This is a genomic window from Alitiscatomonas sp. (genome assembly GCF_037242085.1).
Classification (GTDB): domain Bacteria; phylum Bacillota; class Clostridia; order Lachnospirales; family Lachnospiraceae; genus Alitiscatomonas; species Alitiscatomonas aceti.
The window spans coordinates 1-16,092 of the sequence record NZ_JAXXBR010000126.1 but is presented as its reverse complement, the minus strand read 5'-3'; the positions used below and the strand labels follow the sequence as shown (position 1 = coordinate 16,092).

Genomic DNA, 16,092 nt, shown 5'->3' with positions numbered 1-16,092 from the left:
TTTATATGAGCCCCATGGCCCTTGCCACTTCCAGGTTGCACTTTAACACATTTACACGCTCCTCGCCAAAGATCCCCAGGAACTTGTGTTCCGTATTGCCCTCCACGATCTCCTTCACCTTTTCTTCAGAAAGGCCTGAATTCCGGGCCACTGCTGCGATCTGGATCCTGGCAGTCTCGGGACTGATATGAGGATCCAGGCCAGAGCCGGAAGCCGTCAGAAGGTCTGATGGGATCTCCTCTTTCTTTACTCCTGGATGGGACTCAAGAAAAGCTTCCAGATCCTCCTTTACCCGGACTTTCAGATCCGGATTGGAGTTTCCATAATTAAAGCTACCAGAGGAAACTCCTCCGTACTCACCATTTTCCTTCTGCTCTTCCGTATACGTGTTATAATTTATAGAAGAGACTCGTCCGCGGAAATAATAATCCTCGGTAAATGCCTGCCCTAAAAGTTCAGAACCCACGGCCTCCTCGGCACTGGAAACCGGATCTCCATTCTTATTGATAAGGCTTCCGTTTGCCTTTTCCTTCATCGTTAGCTGGCTGACCCCTGTAAGAGCCATGGGATACAGAAAGGAGCAGAGCCCCATCATAACTGCACAAAAAATCACTGCTGTTTTTAACATTTTTCCAAAGGTTCTCATGAGCTTTCCTCCTACATACCGATCATCGCCAGCATGGGCGCAACCACAAGGTCAATGAGTTTAATACCGATGAACGGAACGATCACACCGCCCGCTCCGTAGATCCCCATATTCCGAAGAAGCAGCTTTTCTGCCTTCATAGGCTTATACCTGACTCCCCGCATGGCAATGGGGATCAGCGCCGGTATGATAATGGCATTGAAGATCAATGCCGAAAGAATGGCACTGGCCGGGGTCGCCAGATCCATGATATTTAAAACCTGCATCTGGGGCAGGATCATGGTGAACATAGCCGGTATAATGGCAAAGTATTTGGCAATATCATTGGCGATGCTGAAGGTCGTCAGGGAACCCCTGGTGATCAAAAGCTGTTTTCCGATCTCCACCACTTCCAGGATCTTCGTGGGATCCGAGTCCAGGTCCACCATATTGGCTGCCTCCTTGGCCGCCTGGGTGCCAGAATTCATGGCCAGTCCCACATCTGCCTGGGCCAAAGCCGGAGCATCATTGGTGCCGTCTCCGGTCATGGCCACCAGCTTTCCCTCTGCCTGCTCCTTTTTGATCGCTGCAATTTTATCCTCCGGCTTACACTCAGCAATAAAGCCGTCTACACCTGCCTCTCTGGCAATGGTTGCCGCTGTCAGAGGATTATCTCCAGTACACATAACGGTCTTTATCCCGATCTCACGAAGTCTTGCGAATCGTTCCACCAGACCCGGCTTTACAGTATCCTTTAGATAGATCACTCCAAGGATCCGCTTTCCCACAGCAACTGCCAGAGGCGTTCCTCCCAGATTGGATACCCGGTTCACGATCTCCTCCAGATCTTCCGGAATCGTGCCCCCCATTTCCTTTACCATGGCCTGGACCGCAGAGGAGGCTCCCTTCCGTACGATCGTACCGTCCGCCATGTTCACGCCGCTCATTTTACTTTGGGCCGTAAATTCCACAAATGTCATCCCGGCTGGAACTTCTGCACCCAAAATACATCCCTGTTTCCTCCCCAATTCCACCGTGGATTTACCCTCCGGCGTCGGATCCAGCAGAGAACTCATGACGCTGAACTGGATCAATTCTTCCCTGGAAGCCCCCTTTACTGGATAAAACTCGGCAGCCAGCCGGTTTCCAAAAGTAATCGTCCCGGTCTTATCAAGAATCATCGTATCTACGTCCCCGCAGGCCTCAACAGCCTTTCCAGACATGGCAATAACATTGAACCTGGTCACACGGTCCATCCCCGCAATACCAATGGCTGAAAGAAGACCGCCAATGGTTGTGGGAATCAGGCATACCATCAAGGCAATGGCCCAGGAAACCGGGATATCCACCCCCAGATAAGAGGCAAAGGGATACAGCGTCACCACCACGATCAAAAAGATCAGTGTCAAAACGATCAACAGCGTATTCAAAGCGATCTCGTTGGGTGTTTTCTGTCTGGAAGCCCCCTCCACCAGGGAGATCATCTTATCCAGAAAGGACTGGCCCGGCTCTGCCTGGATCCGGATCTTCAGCCAGTCAGAAACCACTGTGGTCCCTCCTGTCACAGATGAAAAATCCCCTCCGGCCTCCCGGGTGACCGGGGCTGATTCACCAGTGATCGCAGATTCGTCCACAGAGGCGATTCCTTCCATGATCTCACCGTCATTGGGGATCACTTCTCCGGTCCTTACCAGCACCAGATCGCCCTTTTTTAGTTCCGAGGCGCTGACTATCTTTTCGCTGCCATCTGAAAGGAGGAGTCTGGCCTTTGTATCCTGTTTTGTTTTTTTCAAGGAAGCCGCCTGGGCTTTTCCCCGTCCCTCTGCCACTGACTCGGCAAAATTAGCAAACAGGACTGTGATGAACAAAATTCCGGTGACAATTCCGTTATAAAGCTGATATTCGGTTTTTCCTCCAAACAAGGTCGGGAAAACGGTCAGAAGAAGGGTCACAAGGCATCCCGCCTCCACCACGAACATCACCGGATTCTTTATCATATATCTGGGATCCAGTTTCTGGAAGGCCCCCTCCAGGGAGGACTTCAGAATATCCCGTGTGACAAATTTTGTACTGTTTTTCTTTGACATGCTGTTCTCTCCTCGTCATTTTATTCCCTTCCGGCTCTGGCCGGAAATTCATAAACGCCGCCTGCCTTACAGCCATAAGGACAAATGCTCCGCAATGGGGCCCAGAGCCAGGGCTGGGAAGAAGGTCAGCGCGGCAAATATATATACGATAAATATAAGAACGACCATAAAGGTGACCGTATCCGTGCGAAGGGTGCCTGCGGACTCATTGATCCTCCGCTTTCCAAGAAGGGAGCCTGCGATCGCCAGCTGTGCAATGATCGCCAGGTACCGGCCGAAAAACATGGCAAGACCTGTGGTCATGTTCCAGAACAGGCTGTTATCTGCCAGTCCCTCAAAGCCAGAACCATTGTTGGCTGCCGAAGATGAATACTCATAGAGCACCTGGCTTAAACCGTGGAAGCCCGGGTTCGTGATCCCGTCCAGTCCTGCCTGCATAGATACGGCAAGTGCAGAAAAGCCCAGGATCAGAAGCGGATGTATCAGAAGCACCATGGCCACAAGCTTCATTTCCTTCCCCTCGATCTTCTTGTTTAAATATTCCGGAGTCCGTCCGACCATAAGGCCACAGATGAAAACAGCCAGGATCACATACATGACCATATTCATCAATCCCACGCCCTTACCGCCGAATACGCAGTTCAGCATCATGTGGAGCATGGGCACCATACCGCCCAATGGCGTTAGGGTATCATGCATATTGTTGACCGTACCGGTAGTAAAGGAGGTCGTGACCGTCGTAAACAGGGACGACTGGGGAATCCCGAACCGAACTTCCTTTCCCTCCATGCTGCCAGCCGACTGATCGATGCCCATCTGGGCGATCACCGGGTTTCCTGCCCTTTCTGAAAAAAAGCAAATAGAAAGTCCCACCAGAAAAATCACGGTCATCGCGCCGAATACAGCCGCTCCCTGGCCTCCTATCATGGCCCTGCACTTTTTTCTGTCTGTGGCCGATCCAGCCAGCTGCTCTTCCCTTTCCCTCCTGACAGTTTCCCTGCCCGCAGCCTGTTTCCTGTCGTGAAGCATCAGTCCAAAGGTCACGACACACGCGCCAGGAAGAAGCATCATAGAAAGCATTTCTGCCATATTGGAGAGAACCGTGGGATTCTCAAAAGGCGTAGCAGAGTTGGCTCCAAAAAAGCCGCCTCCGTTGGTGCCCAGGTGCTTGATGGACTCCAGGGCAGCCACCGGCCCCAGGGCAATATCCTGATATGAACCCTCCACAGTTTTCACCGTAAGATTTCCGATCATTGTCTGCGGCGTTCCCTGGCTTACCAGGAACAGTCCCACCAAAAAAGCCGCTGGAACCAGCACCCGGGTGGTGATCCGCACCATATCTGTATAAAAATTCCCAAGCTGTCTCCCAGCCAGCCCCCGGCAAAACGCCATGCAGGCTGCATAGCCACTGGCTGCCGAGGTAAACATCATAAAGATAATGACCCCCATCTGGGATCCATAAGACAGACCGCTCTCACCAGAATAATGCTGGAGGTTTGTATTGGTCATAAAGCTTATGATCGTATTGAAGCTCAGGCTCTCCTCCATAGCTCCAATGCCATTGGGGTTAAAAAATAATATTCCCTGGAGCCGCAGGACCGCATATCCGATCAGTACCATGACCGCATTGGCCATTAAAAGGGAGAGACCGTATTTTTTCCACCCCATATCCTCTCCCTTCAGACCGCAAAGCTTATAGATCAAACGGTCCACCGGATCAAAGACCGGGTCTGCGAATGTTTTCTGCCCAACGGCGATATGGTATAAATAGTGTCCCATAGGAATCACCAGAACCATAAATGCCGTCAGCGTCAGCATGATCTGCAACATATTTCTTTCCTCCTGCCTTTTTCACTTCTGCGCCCATCAGGACCTCTGTGGCCGCAGCCTTTTATAGTTTTTCCGGATTAATCAGTGCATACACCAGGTAAACTCCCAGCGCTGCGACCAGCACGCCCAATCCTGCCATATCCACGCCTCCTCCCGTTCTTTTCTGTCATATTCTCTTCCGTCCCACATCGGGACCTCTGCGCCGTTTCTCCTTACCGGTCCACCTGGCCTTCGCAGAAATCTGCAAACAGCTTTACCAGCCCGAAACAAAATATAAGCGCTGCAAGCATTACAGCATCCATCATAGCTCCTTCCTCCTTTGCATGAAGCATTCTATCACCATTGGCCTTAAAACAGGATTAACAGTCATCCTCCGGTATTAAAGTTTTATTAATACCAGCCAAATACCATGGCAAAGGGCAGCGTCAGGACCAGTGTACTCGCCGATACGGTCATAAGGATAAACAATGGTATCCCAACAAACATGGTCCAGAAGGCCATGACCGGATGATGCGATGCAAAATACTCCGCCCTGCGGTCGAAGCGCTCTTCCGCCTCCCGGAAGGCTCTTAAAATCGCTGTCATAACGATCCCTCCTTACGGCTATAACCATACCACAGGGGATTTTAAAATGGGGTGAAGATTCCAGATGTGTCATTAAAAATGAATGAAGAAACGGTTTTTATGCAAACGGTGCAAAAAAGGCCGCCTCCGGCATATCACCGGAGACGGCCCATAGTATCTGCTGCGTTTTTATGTTTTACCCCACAGCCATTTTCCCGTCATGGAATATCACGGCTCCTTCAGACTGTGTCCAACCTGTGCTTCAGTGAGAACGACCAGAAGGGCGTCCTCCGTCAATTTCCCATAGCTGGTCCCCTGGCTGTCTGTTCTGGAAAAATATCCCGTATCGCTTTGCAGCTGATAAACCATCTCTCCTATTTTTATCTGGACATCAAAGATTTCTCCTTCACCAGGGGCTTCCATTGCCTCTTCCCTCAGCGCCATCTCAAAAAAATACAGGGCATACCCACAGGCCAGCTTGTTCATTTTTGTTTCATATCCAGACTCTGGAACAGAAGCAGTTCCCGAATACAGCTGATCCTCTGTATTTGTCCTTACCTCAGCCGCCAGTTTCCCCAGCCTGGGAAAATCGAATGCTCCCGCAGGCCCCTTGATCTCAGATATGGGGCGTCTGTCCGGGCCAGCAATCGTGATATACTGATAATTTCCAGTCATGTCCTGATAAATGGAAAGAGAAACCTCCATTTCATCGGTCTGGATTTTATACTTTTCCACGATTCCCCCCGCCTCCCTGGGGCTGGCGCTCTCAAATCCACTGAGGTCCGCCGCATACAGTTCGTCCAGGATCCGCTCTCTTTCCTCCTGGCTGGTCATGACCGTGATATCATCCAGCCCCCGGCGGTCCACCACCAGCATAAGATCTTGGACAGAATCCCTCTCGCATAAAAGCTCCCCAAGATCCTGGACCAGAACAGAAGCGGATATTTCTTCCCCTCCTTAATGGCAGGCGCGCCCCTCGCCGTGGCCGCAGCCCATATAATGGGTATAGTAGGCCGCCAGATCATCTCCATAGGCCGCCGCCAGGTCTGCATTCTGTTCCTTATATACTGCCACATTGAAATCCGCGCAGCCGGGCCGGCCTTCCTTCATGCCGCAGGTGAGGAAGTGCTCCTGGAGCTGGTCTGTATCTTATCCAAAGGCCTCGTAAAGGTCCGGGTTGTGATCCGCGTAGTAGATGGGATCAAAGACCATGTAAAGATTCTCCGGCGCCTCCGCAGCCGTCTCCTCTGGGGAAACCGCTGGAGTAGCCTCCTCCACATAGGATGCATAGGGGCAGACGCCGTTTTCGTGCAGATGGGCCGGATGGCCACCGCAGTGATAGTGGTAGCTGCCCAGTCCGCTCTTATTTTTATTGTCCCGGTGGCCGCCGTACCGGTCTGTACGGCCGCTGTGGGCCTCGGCCACAAGAACGCCGAAGTCTCCCGGAACTGCCTGGGGAACCCAGGCGCAGATCATCAAGGCCGCTAAAAATGCTGCTGTTTTTCTCTTTTTCATCTCTAGTCCTCCTTTTTATATACAGAGCTTTTTCTCTCTTTATGATAGCTCTGTCCCAGCTTAATATCAAGCGTCATATGCCGACACGCTCTCAAAGCCCCACGCCAAAAACCGCCTCCCGGACGGCCCCCAGGGGCCTCCGCAGAGACGGCTTTTTCTCTTATTCCTCTGCCACCTTACATACGGTGGCCTCCCCGTAGGCGGAGATCGCTTTATAATATCCGCACAGGGAACGGTTCAATTCCTCATCATAGGTATCCACCAGAAGCGGTCTTCCGGAAAGGGAAGCCAGCTTTGTTTTTGTGGCCAGAATGATGATATTTTCTTTTCCCACTTCCCGGATCACATCCGGCGTCAGCTGCTGGTTTCCACGGCCAAAGAGGTATCCCTGGCCGCCGGTGATGGTTACGATCATCTTTGCCCTCTTCCCCTTTATATAGGAAAGAAGCTCTTTACCGCCGAGATCGTTGGCCACCAGCTCCTTATTCCGGATCAGATCCACGCCGATCAGCGTGTTCTTAAGCCCCAGAACCTCCATGATCCCCCGGGTAGTGGTTCCGGCCCCAATGATATAATAGGTATCCGGTTCCATCTGTCGGATGGCTTCATAAGCAATAGATTCCATGGCCGCCGCATCCGATAAGGGGGACGGGGCCTTTTTGTTCTGGGTCAGGGTCCGTTCCTTGGGAACCCTTAAATACCCGTACAGACGAGTATTGATATGTTCCTTCCGGTACTGCTCCTCGTCGATGTCCAGGACTTCCTCCTCCTGGGTCATGGAGAGCTTTCCCGTCAGCCATAAAAGCGCCAGACGGCCTGCTGCTCTAGGATTTTTCGCATAGACCGGAGAATGGATCTTCACTCCGGCAGGGATCCCCACACAGGGGGAAACCAGCTCCACGGCCTGGTACACATCCCGGGCAGTACCGTCGCCTCCGGCAAAGAGGATCAGATCCACCTTTTCCGAAAGAAACCATTCTGCCAGCTTCCTGGTGTCCTCTGCCGATGTGGCGGAAAGTGACTCCGGCAGCGCTCCCGCATCCATTGAAGCGCCATCAGACTCCATTCCGGCCCCAGCGGCAGCCGTACCTGGCCGCAGCACCGTCTGAAATCCCATTTCTTCTGCTGTATCTCCGCCCATGGCTCCCGGGCATGTGTATACAAGGATCTCCTCCTTCACCGGCAGGAGCTCCGAAAGGGCAGCCTTCGCCCGATCACCGGCCCTTGGAACAGCACCGCGGCGAAAAGCTTCCGCCGCGGTGTTGTCAGTACCTTTCAATCCGACACTTCCGCCCATTCCGGCGATCGGATTTATGATCAGTCCAATTTTTTTCATTATTCGCACTTCTTTAAGTAAGTCTTCCAGCTCAGAACCCACTTTGCCGGATCGTCCATTTCAGACTCGTCAACCTGGTGGGTAACGCTTCTGTGCGGAGCGGTCTTAATGGTCTCGGGATCCTCATGAGCCTCTTTGAATACATACTTTAAGGTCTCGATGTACTCGTCGATATCCTTCTTGGACGGAGTCTCTGTGGGCTCTAAGGTCATGGGCTCAGGCAGATAGAACGGATGGTGGGAGGTCCAGTAATGCATACCGAAGTCCATCATTCTTCTCTGGATATCAAGAGTGCCGATGCCGGTCTCCTTCTCCAGGTTCTCTAAGGAGTAACGAGCCTGCTCGATCCTCTGGTTGTGTCCGTCCTCGTAGTAAGCGGAAACCTCCGGAAGCTCCATTAACTTCTTAAATAAGTAGTTGTTGTTGAGAACTGCGGTCTTAGCAACCTGATACAGTCCGTTGGGGCCTAAGGAACGGATCCAGCAGTATGCCTTTAATACGACCTGGGCAACGCCGTACCACTCTCTTACCTTGCCAACTGCACACGCATTGCTGGGTGTCTCATAATCGAAGAAGTATTTCTGGCCGTCAAAGCCCACAAGGGGAGCCGGAAGATACTTCACCAGATCCTTCTGTACGCCGGTAGCGCCGCAGGCCGGGCCGCCGCAGCCGTGAGGTGTGGAGAAGGTCTTGTGCAGGTTAAAGAAGCACATATCAAAGCCTGCATCTCTGGCTCTTGTAACGCCCAGAAGACCGTTGGCGTTAGCCTGGTCATAAGCGCAGAGGCCGCCGATGGAGTGGATGTAATCCACGAATTCTTTTACATGGCTGTTGTAAACACCGGTATCCTCCGGGTTTGCAACGATGTATCCAGCTGTCTTCGGACCAGCAACTGCCTTTAACTGCTCAAGATCCGGCACACCGGTCTTGGGATCCGGCTGTAAGAAGATGATCTTAAAGCCTGCAACGTGAGGAGCTGCTGCATCGGACGGATGGGAGTAAATGGTCGTGATGATCTCGTCACGGTCCTCGCCCTTATCCTTGAAGTAAGCGCGGATCAGGGAAGCCATGGTCATGATACCCTGGGAGCCGCCGCTGGGCTGGAAGGAGAAACGGTCCATACCGGAGATCTCACACATATATTTGTCTGTTTCATGGAAGATCTGGAGCATACCCTGTACGGTGCTCTCATCCTGGAGCGGATGGTACTCACGTACCAGGTTTGCCAGCTGATCGTTTACCTTGGGGCTGTACTTAACGGTACATGTACCCTGGCCGATCTCGATATTTACATCGGCGCCCAGTGTCTGCTGTGCCAGTCTGGAATAATGGCGTAATACAGCAGCCTGAGACATTTCCGGAAGATTTAATTTTGTATTTCTTGCCATTCCTGCGGGGATGGCTGCCTCGCCTTCCACTTCCTCTGCAACGGCCTTCTCCGGCTGTCCCACAAGGATACCGCGCTCGCCGGGAGTGCTCAGTTCATAAATGATCGGCTCATCCCACTTTGCCTGGTGGAAGCCTGTTCTTACTTTAGAAGATCTGTCTATTCTTTTCACAATATCATTCCTTTCTGCAGCTTACTGGAGCACTTCTTTGAGGGCTGCCGCTAAAGTATCAATATCTTCCTTGGTGTGGATCTCAGTTACACAGTAAAGTGCGGACTGGCCCAGGTTTGCAAACTCTGCGGAAAGGTCTTTTCCACCGAAGATGCCCTTTTCAAGTAATGCCTTGTTGATGTCTGCAACGGTCTTTCCTGTGCCGTTGAAGTCAACAACGAACTCTTTGAAGAATGCGGAACCGAATGCATTGGCTTTCACGCCCGGAACCTCATTTAATTTCTTAACTGCGTACTGGGCGTTGGCCATGATCTTCCTGCCAACCTCAGCCATTCCCTGCGGTCCCATGGTAGCCAGGTATACGCCTGCTGTGATGCCCCAGAGAGCGGACTGGGTTCCTACATACTCCTTACCATGCTCTCTGTGATGACCGAAGGAAGTTCTGTCGTAAGCTACGTCACCGAAGCCGTACTCACCCGGCTTGGATGTGGGAGCAAGACCAAACAGACGGGACGGGAACTCCATTACGAATTTCTCTTCGTCTCTGGTCGCCATGAAGCCGGACTGGCCTCCACCGTAATACATGTGGATTCCGAGGGGCTGTAAATCTCCGCACACGATGTCAGCACCATAGGAGGGTGGTGTTGCCAGTACGCCAAGAGAGATCGGATCCACGCCAACCAGGCTCAGTCCTCCTGCTTCATGTACCATATCAGATATTTTCTGGCCATTGGGCTCGATTACGCCCAGATAGCCCGGGTTCTCAAAGTATACGCCGATGGTATCTTCATTGATCTTGGACTTTAAGTCCTCCAGATCTAAGTGTCCCATGCAGTCGCATTTTACACTTACCATCTTTAAGCAGCATTCTGCGTAGTTTTCAATTACTTTCTTTTTCTCTGCGTCCATGTACTCCGGTACAAGGAGAGTGCTGCGGCCAGTGATACGCTGTGCCATACGTGCAGTTGTAGCGGCAGCCTGTGCCCAGTCCATGGTCGGAACGTTTACAACGTCCATGTCAACCAGCTCAGCTACCATGCTCTCGTACTCGAATAATGCCTGGAAACGGCCTTCATCATTGTAGGGCTCTCCGCCGTAAGCGGTCAGGAACTCGCCCTTTCCGTTGATCTCGTCACAGATCGCCGGAACATAGTGCTGCCAGCAGCCTGCGCCCAGGAAGTTTAAGTTCTTTTTGCAGTCTGTATCCTTGGAAAGGAGACGCTCTACGTGTCTTCTTAATTCATACTCAGAACCAAATGCCTCCGGCAGGTTCATCTCTTCTTTTAATTTTAACAGCTCCGGAACGTTTTTGTGGAGCTCTTCTAAAGAACCCATTCCGATTTCCTTCAGCATTTCTGCCTGGACGTCCGGTACAGAGTTCGGTATGTAAGGATGGCTTTCAAATCCTCTCATGAGTCACTTTCCTCCTAAAAATGGTGAAATTAATTGTTTGAATCCGGGAACCGGAGCACCGGCTCCCGGCTGATATCCGTTTTAAACGATTAAGCGATTCCGCCGCCGTCTACAACTAAGGCTGCGCCTGTTACCCAGCTTGCCAGGTCGCTGCACAGGAACAGAACGCCGTTGGCGATATCTTCCGGCATACCGATTCTTGCAAGCGGTCTGCTGGTTCCGCAGTCTTTCAGGTAATCATCCATCTTAGCGTCGCCCTTTTCAACCATACCGGTCTGTCTTCCTTCATCACGAAGCATTGCAGTATCGGTATCGCCCGGGTTGATGCTGTTTACACGGATGTTCATTGGGCCGTAGTCGATGGCCATAGCTCTTGTTACGTTTACGATACCGCCCTTAACTGCACAGTATGCAGCTGCCAGGTCGCCGCCCTTTAAGCCCCAGCCGGAGCCAGTGTTTACGATGCTTCCGCCGCCGTTGGCTTCCATTACCGGAATTACATATTTGGAGAAGAGGAATAAGCCCTTAAGACCTACATCCAGAACGAAATCCCATTCCTTCTCAGATAAGTCAGCCATTTTCTTTCTTACAGTAACGCCTGCGTTGTTATGTAAGATATCGATCTTTCCGAATTTTGCAACGATGGCGTCCACCGTAGCCTTAACCTGCTCCTCGTTGGTAACGTCGCACTGGAAGAAGGCAGCGTCACGGCCTGCGTCTCTTAACTCCTGCGCCTTCTCCTCACCCTTGGGGCTGATATCTACCATAGCGATCTTTGCGCCGTAAGCGGATAATAATTCGCATACGCCAAGACCGATTCCGGAGCTGCCTCCGGTGATGACTGCAACTTTTCCTGTGAGATTTAAGGGATCTTTCTTAACTAACATACATTTTCCTCCTAAATTGATATTTGGATGTTACAATAAGTTTCCATTTCATTTATCCGTCCGGCACCAGGACCAGACCGATGACTTCCGACTGTACTGACCTTTTTGTACTGCCCTTTTATAAAAGCAATTCCCATGCCAACTTTTCAAATCTCCGTCCTGTTTTATTTGTTTTCTCAATAGTCCCCTGCATTTACAGGGATTTTTTCTATCTGGTCTGTTTGTCAATCTGTCTCTGCCTGTCATTGACACAAAGAAAATTGTCATCCCATCACGTCTCTTCGATGTCACCTGTCACTATCATGTCATTCGATGTCAACTTGTGCCATTTTTGCCATTTGTATTTGTTTTTTCCCTGGTTCCATGGTATAATTTATAAAGATTTTCGACGAACTCTCTCCACTGACCTTTGGGAAAGGAGTCTGTCTTATGACAAACCTGGAAGTGATCCGCCCGTTCATTGAACGTTTTATCACCGCCGTCAGCAATTCCCTGCGGCTGGAAATGGCAATTTTTGACGGCAGCTGCCAGTTGTTCTACTGTACGCCTACCTACTCGAAGAAAAAAGGACGCTCCGTCCATACTCCCTCCCTCCAGGAGGTGATCGAAAACGGAAGCATCTTAATCAATACTCCCGGAGAAATGGCCTCCTGCATCGGCTGCCGGTTCCGGGACCACTGCCCTTCCACCATTGAGATCCTGTGCTGCATCCACGCAGGAACCGAGGTGGCAGGCGTTCTGGCCTTCACCTCCTTTACTAAGGAAGGTCAAAAACGGATCACCGAAAATGATGCCGTTTACCTGAACGCCATCACAGAAATGGCAAATCTCTTCGGCAACCAGCTGGAGACTATGACAAACGGACAGAGTCCGGCCAATCTGGATGCCAGCATCCTGCCGGTTATGGAGCTCTGTGATCAGCCGCTGCTCTTAACTGACGCCCACGGTGTGATCCTTCAATATAACCAGCTGGCCGAGGATCTTTTAAAGGTCTGCGAACTGACCTCCGCATCCCTTTGGCAGATCTTCCCCAATTCCGTCGTAAAGCGGATCATGGAGGGCAACGACCTGTTTGAAAAGAGTGTGACCATCAGCGGCATGGCCACCAAGATCTCCACCAGAGCCGTAAAGATCAACGGCCAGGTCACCGGTTTCTATATCCGGATCTCCGACCAGCTCCGGGCGCTTTCCAAGGACACCAGCTATTTTGAAGGGATCATCGGCACCAGCCCGGCCATTTCCGAGGTCCAGAGGATGATCCGTCGGATCGCCGACAGTCCCACTCCGGTGCTGATCACCGGGGAGACCGGCACTGGAAAAGAGCTGATCGCCAGAGCCATCCACGAGCAGAGCCGCCGGAGCAAATACCCCTTTGTGGCCATCAACTGCTCCAGTATCCCGGACAATCTGTTTGAAAGTGAACTGTTTGGCTATGAGGAGGGTTCCTTCACCGGAGCGAAAAAGGGCGGAAAGATCGGAAAGATCGAGATGGCCCAGGGCGGAACCCTGTTTTTGGATGAGATCGGGGAAATGCCGCTCTTTGCCCAGCCAAAGCTCCTCCGGATCCTCCAGGAATATGAGCTGGAGCGGGTGGGCTCCAATAAGAAGATCCATCTGGACATCCGGGTCATCGCAGCCACCAACCGGGACCTGGGGGAAATGGTGACGGAAAAAACGTTCCGGGGAGACCTCTATTACCGGATCAACGTGATCAATCTGAAGCTTCCTCCCCTGCGTACCAGACGGGACGATATCATCCCCATCTCGGAAAACTATATTAAGAAGCTGAAGCTTAAAATGGATACCTCCTTATCCTCCATCTCTCCAGAGGCCCGGCAGCTTCTTCTGGACTATGAGTGGCCCGGAAACGTGCGCCAGCTCCAGAACGTGATCGAATACGCCGCCAACCTCTGCGAGACCGACGTTTTGATGCCGGGAGATCTGCCGGAAACCATGCACGGAGAAAGGATCTCCTCCCTGCCGCCCGTCTCCCCCTTCCCCGCCTCCCAGGATTCCAGGGACCAGGAGCTTCTGGAGCTCTTTGACAAATACGGCTATACCCTGGAGGGAAAAAAACGGATCGCCGACGAGCTGCACATCAGCCTCAGGACCCTGTACCGCCGCATCAGCCGCCTCAAAAAAGAATTGTCAAAAAATTGACTGGATTTCCAACCCCAGTCAATTTTTTGGCACTAAAATGGCAAATAATATCTATTCTATCACTTCTGTCAACCTCTGTCAGTCCCCTTCAAAAAACTCTCCGCTCTTTTATCCCTCTTCCACAGACATTTGTTTTTCCTATAAAATGCGGCATTTCTATCAATATTCTCTTTGTCTCCCTTGTTTTTTTGTACATTTTTTATAGTTTTTGTGCGCTTTCGGCACAGAAATTGCTTAAATACACAGTAACAAAGTTAAATGGCAGATGCATGGAGGAGCAGCCGGAAAATCTCCTCCTGCACAGCCGCTAAAAAGGAGGAATTTGTATGGAAGCTAACTATGGGATTTTGGCATTGATCCCCCCGGTTGTGGCAATCGGACTTTGCTTCGCAACCAAACAGGTACTGATCTCCATGTTTGCCGGACTCTTCGCCGGTGCTCTGGTCATCAGCAACTGGAACCCCTTTGCAGCAGCGTCCTATTCTCTGGATGCGCTGGCAACAAACATGGCAGACAACGTTGTTCTGCTCCTCTTCACGCTCTTCATGGGCGTCGGTATTGCCTTTATCTGGAGATTGGGCGGCAGCTACGCTCTGGCAGAAGCAGCCAAGAAACGTTTCAAAAAAAGACGTTCTGTATGTCTGGGAACCTGGGGCCTTGGTATGGTCTGCTCCGTAAATGACTGTCTGGTTGCAGCCGTTGACGGAAACGTGTTCCGTGACATCTGTAAGGATTACAGGATCTCTTCCGAGAAATTCTCCTATGTTCTTGACTCCACCGCAGCTCCGGCCGCAGCATTCTTCATTTCTGACTGGATCGCATACCAGATCAGTATGATCGGCCAGGGTCTTGACATGGCTGGGATCACCGGCATCACACCTGTAAGCGCCTACATCAACGGCCTTCCCTTCAATATGTACTCCATCTTCACCCTGATCTTCGTAGGTATGATGATGTACACAGGAAGAGACTACGGCCCCATGTTAAAGGCTGAGGTTCGTGCTCTTACCACCGGTCAGTTCACCAGCCCCACTGCAAAACCGATGTTAGACGTTGGAAGCGAGCTTGGCGAAGCGAAAAAGACCAAACCTATGGTTATGTGCTTCGTTCTTCCCATCGTTGTAGCATTCGTTATCATCATCTCCGGTATCCTTTACACTGGTCTTACCAATCCGGACCGTACCGGCTCCGATATCATGGCGATCCTTGACGCCTGCGACGCACAGAAGGCTCTGTACTGGGGCTCTTTCGGTATGGCTGTTACTGGTGTCGTGCTGGCACTGGCTACCAGGATCATGACCTTTGAAGAGACCATGACTACCATCGTTGACGGCTTCAAGCTGATGGCTATGACAGGTGCGATCCTCGTTCTTGCATGGTCCCTGGGCTCCGTAACAAAGAGCATGGGCCTTGGCGATTTCGTAGCTACTTATGTAGGAGAGAACATCCCCACCGGTCTCCTTCCGTTACTGGTGCTTGTATGTTCCTGTCTGGTTGCTTTCGCAACTGGTACTTCCTGGGGAACCATGGCTATCATGACTCCTCTTGCGATCCAGCTTGGATACGCCATCACCGGCGATATCACATTCTCCACCGGTATGACTGGCGCAGTTGTTTCCGGCGCTATCTTCGGCGACCACTGCTCACCTGTATCCGATACCACCGTTATGGCCTCCATCTTCTCCGGTGCTGACCATATCGAACACGTAGGAACCCAGGTTCCGTATGCTGTAACCGTTATCTCCGTGATCGCAGTCCTGTACGTGATCTTCGGCTTCACAAGAATCTCACCGTTCGTGCTGATCCCGATCGGTATCGTTGCCCTGTACTTCTTACAGATCGTTCTTCATAAGTACTACATGAAGAAGTACAACATCGATCCCAATTACAGAAAGTTCATGACTGAAGACCATAAGAAATAAGACGATCCTGTCTCATCTACATAAAAAAGAACAGCTGCACCAGTTAAGGTGTGGCTGTTCTTTTTTCTTTACCACTTATCGTTGTGATACAGATGTCTCGGGATTCCGTCCACCATGATCGGCGGCACATCACCCTGGATCAGCGGCTTCACATAGTTTAAGAATTCCTCTGTCACATAGTCGCCGTCCTTGTT

11 protein-coding genes and 1 pseudogene are annotated in these 16,092 nt (G+C 51.4%); 2 read left to right on the top strand and 10 right to left on the bottom strand.

Annotated elements, in window-relative coordinates; all coding sequences use genetic code 11:
• Window position 1: 1 nt before the first annotated feature.
• The 10 genes and pseudogenes from WIH05_RS12720 to WIH05_RS12675 form a co-directional block, all read right to left on the bottom strand.
• The gene (locus WIH05_RS12720) at window positions 2–646 is read right to left on the bottom strand and encodes a potassium-transporting ATPase subunit C (RefSeq protein WP_022274299.1); all 645 of its coding nucleotides are present in this window, start codon (window positions 644–646) and stop codon (window positions 2–4) included.
• Window positions 647–657: 11 nt separating this feature from the next.
• Entirely contained in the window at window positions 658–2,712 is a 2,055-nt protein-coding gene (kdpB, locus tag WIH05_RS12715) for a potassium-transporting ATPase subunit KdpB (protein WP_022274298.1), read from the bottom strand.
• A 66-nt stretch (window positions 2,713–2,778) separates the two neighbouring features.
• Window positions 2,779–4,542, bottom strand: coding sequence for a potassium-transporting ATPase subunit KdpA (locus WIH05_RS12710; RefSeq protein ID WP_022274297.1), 1,764 nt, complete (start codon window positions 4,540–4,542; stop codon window positions 2,779–2,781).
• Between the two features lie 390 nt (window positions 4,543–4,932).
• Window positions 4,933–5,127 carry a hypothetical protein gene (locus WIH05_RS12705; RefSeq protein WP_022274295.1) on the bottom strand — a complete coding sequence of 65 codons (195 nt, stop codon included), beginning with the start codon at window positions 5,125–5,127 and terminating at the stop codon, window positions 4,933–4,935.
• A 207-nt stretch (window positions 5,128–5,334) separates the two neighbouring features.
• On the bottom strand, window positions 5,335–5,982 hold the full coding sequence (locus WIH05_RS12700) for a hypothetical protein (RefSeq protein ID WP_022274294.1): 648 nt from the start codon (window positions 5,980–5,982) through the stop codon (window positions 5,335–5,337).
• 408 nt (window positions 5,983–6,390) lie between these two features.
• Window positions 6,391–6,537, bottom strand: a pseudogene (locus tag WIH05_RS12695) (YHYH domain-containing protein); the annotation flags it as partial.
• Window positions 6,538–6,781: 244 nt separating this feature from the next.
• Entirely contained in the window at window positions 6,782–7,957 is a 1,176-nt protein-coding gene (locus WIH05_RS12690; RefSeq protein WP_337425469.1) for an ATP-NAD kinase family protein, read from the bottom strand.
• Window positions 7,957–9,516, bottom strand: a complete 1,560-nt coding sequence (gene gcvPB / locus WIH05_RS12685; RefSeq protein WP_337425468.1) for an aminomethyl-transferring glycine dehydrogenase subunit GcvPB — start codon at window positions 9,514–9,516, stop codon at window positions 7,957–7,959. The genes WIH05_RS12690 and gcvPB overlap by 1 nt, the downstream gene beginning before the upstream one ends.
• A 21-nt stretch (window positions 9,517–9,537) precedes the next feature.
• Window positions 9,538–10,929 (bottom strand): aminomethyl-transferring glycine dehydrogenase subunit GcvPA, encoded by a 1,392-nt coding sequence (gcvPA, locus tag WIH05_RS12680; protein ID WP_337425467.1) that lies wholly within the window; start codon window positions 10,927–10,929, stop codon window positions 9,538–9,540.
• An 89-nt stretch (window positions 10,930–11,018) separates the two neighbouring features.
• Window positions 11,019–11,816: an SDR family NAD(P)-dependent oxidoreductase gene (locus tag WIH05_RS12675; protein ID WP_215654403.1), complete on the bottom strand. Its 798-nt coding sequence runs from the start codon at window positions 11,814–11,816 to the stop codon at window positions 11,019–11,021.
• A gap of 429 nt (window positions 11,817–12,245) precedes the next feature.
• Between WIH05_RS12675 and WIH05_RS12670 the strand changes: the two genes are divergently transcribed.
• Complete coding sequence (locus WIH05_RS12670; RefSeq protein ID WP_022274288.1) at window positions 12,246–13,976, top strand: sigma 54-interacting transcriptional regulator; 1,731 nt, start codon at window positions 12,246–12,248, stop codon at window positions 13,974–13,976.
• Window positions 13,977–14,302: 326 nt separating this feature from the next.
• Complete coding sequence (locus tag WIH05_RS12665) at window positions 14,303–15,898, top strand: Na+/H+ antiporter NhaC family protein (protein ID WP_022274287.1); 1,596 nt, start codon at window positions 14,303–14,305, stop codon at window positions 15,896–15,898.
• Window positions 15,899–16,092 lie beyond the last annotated feature (194 nt).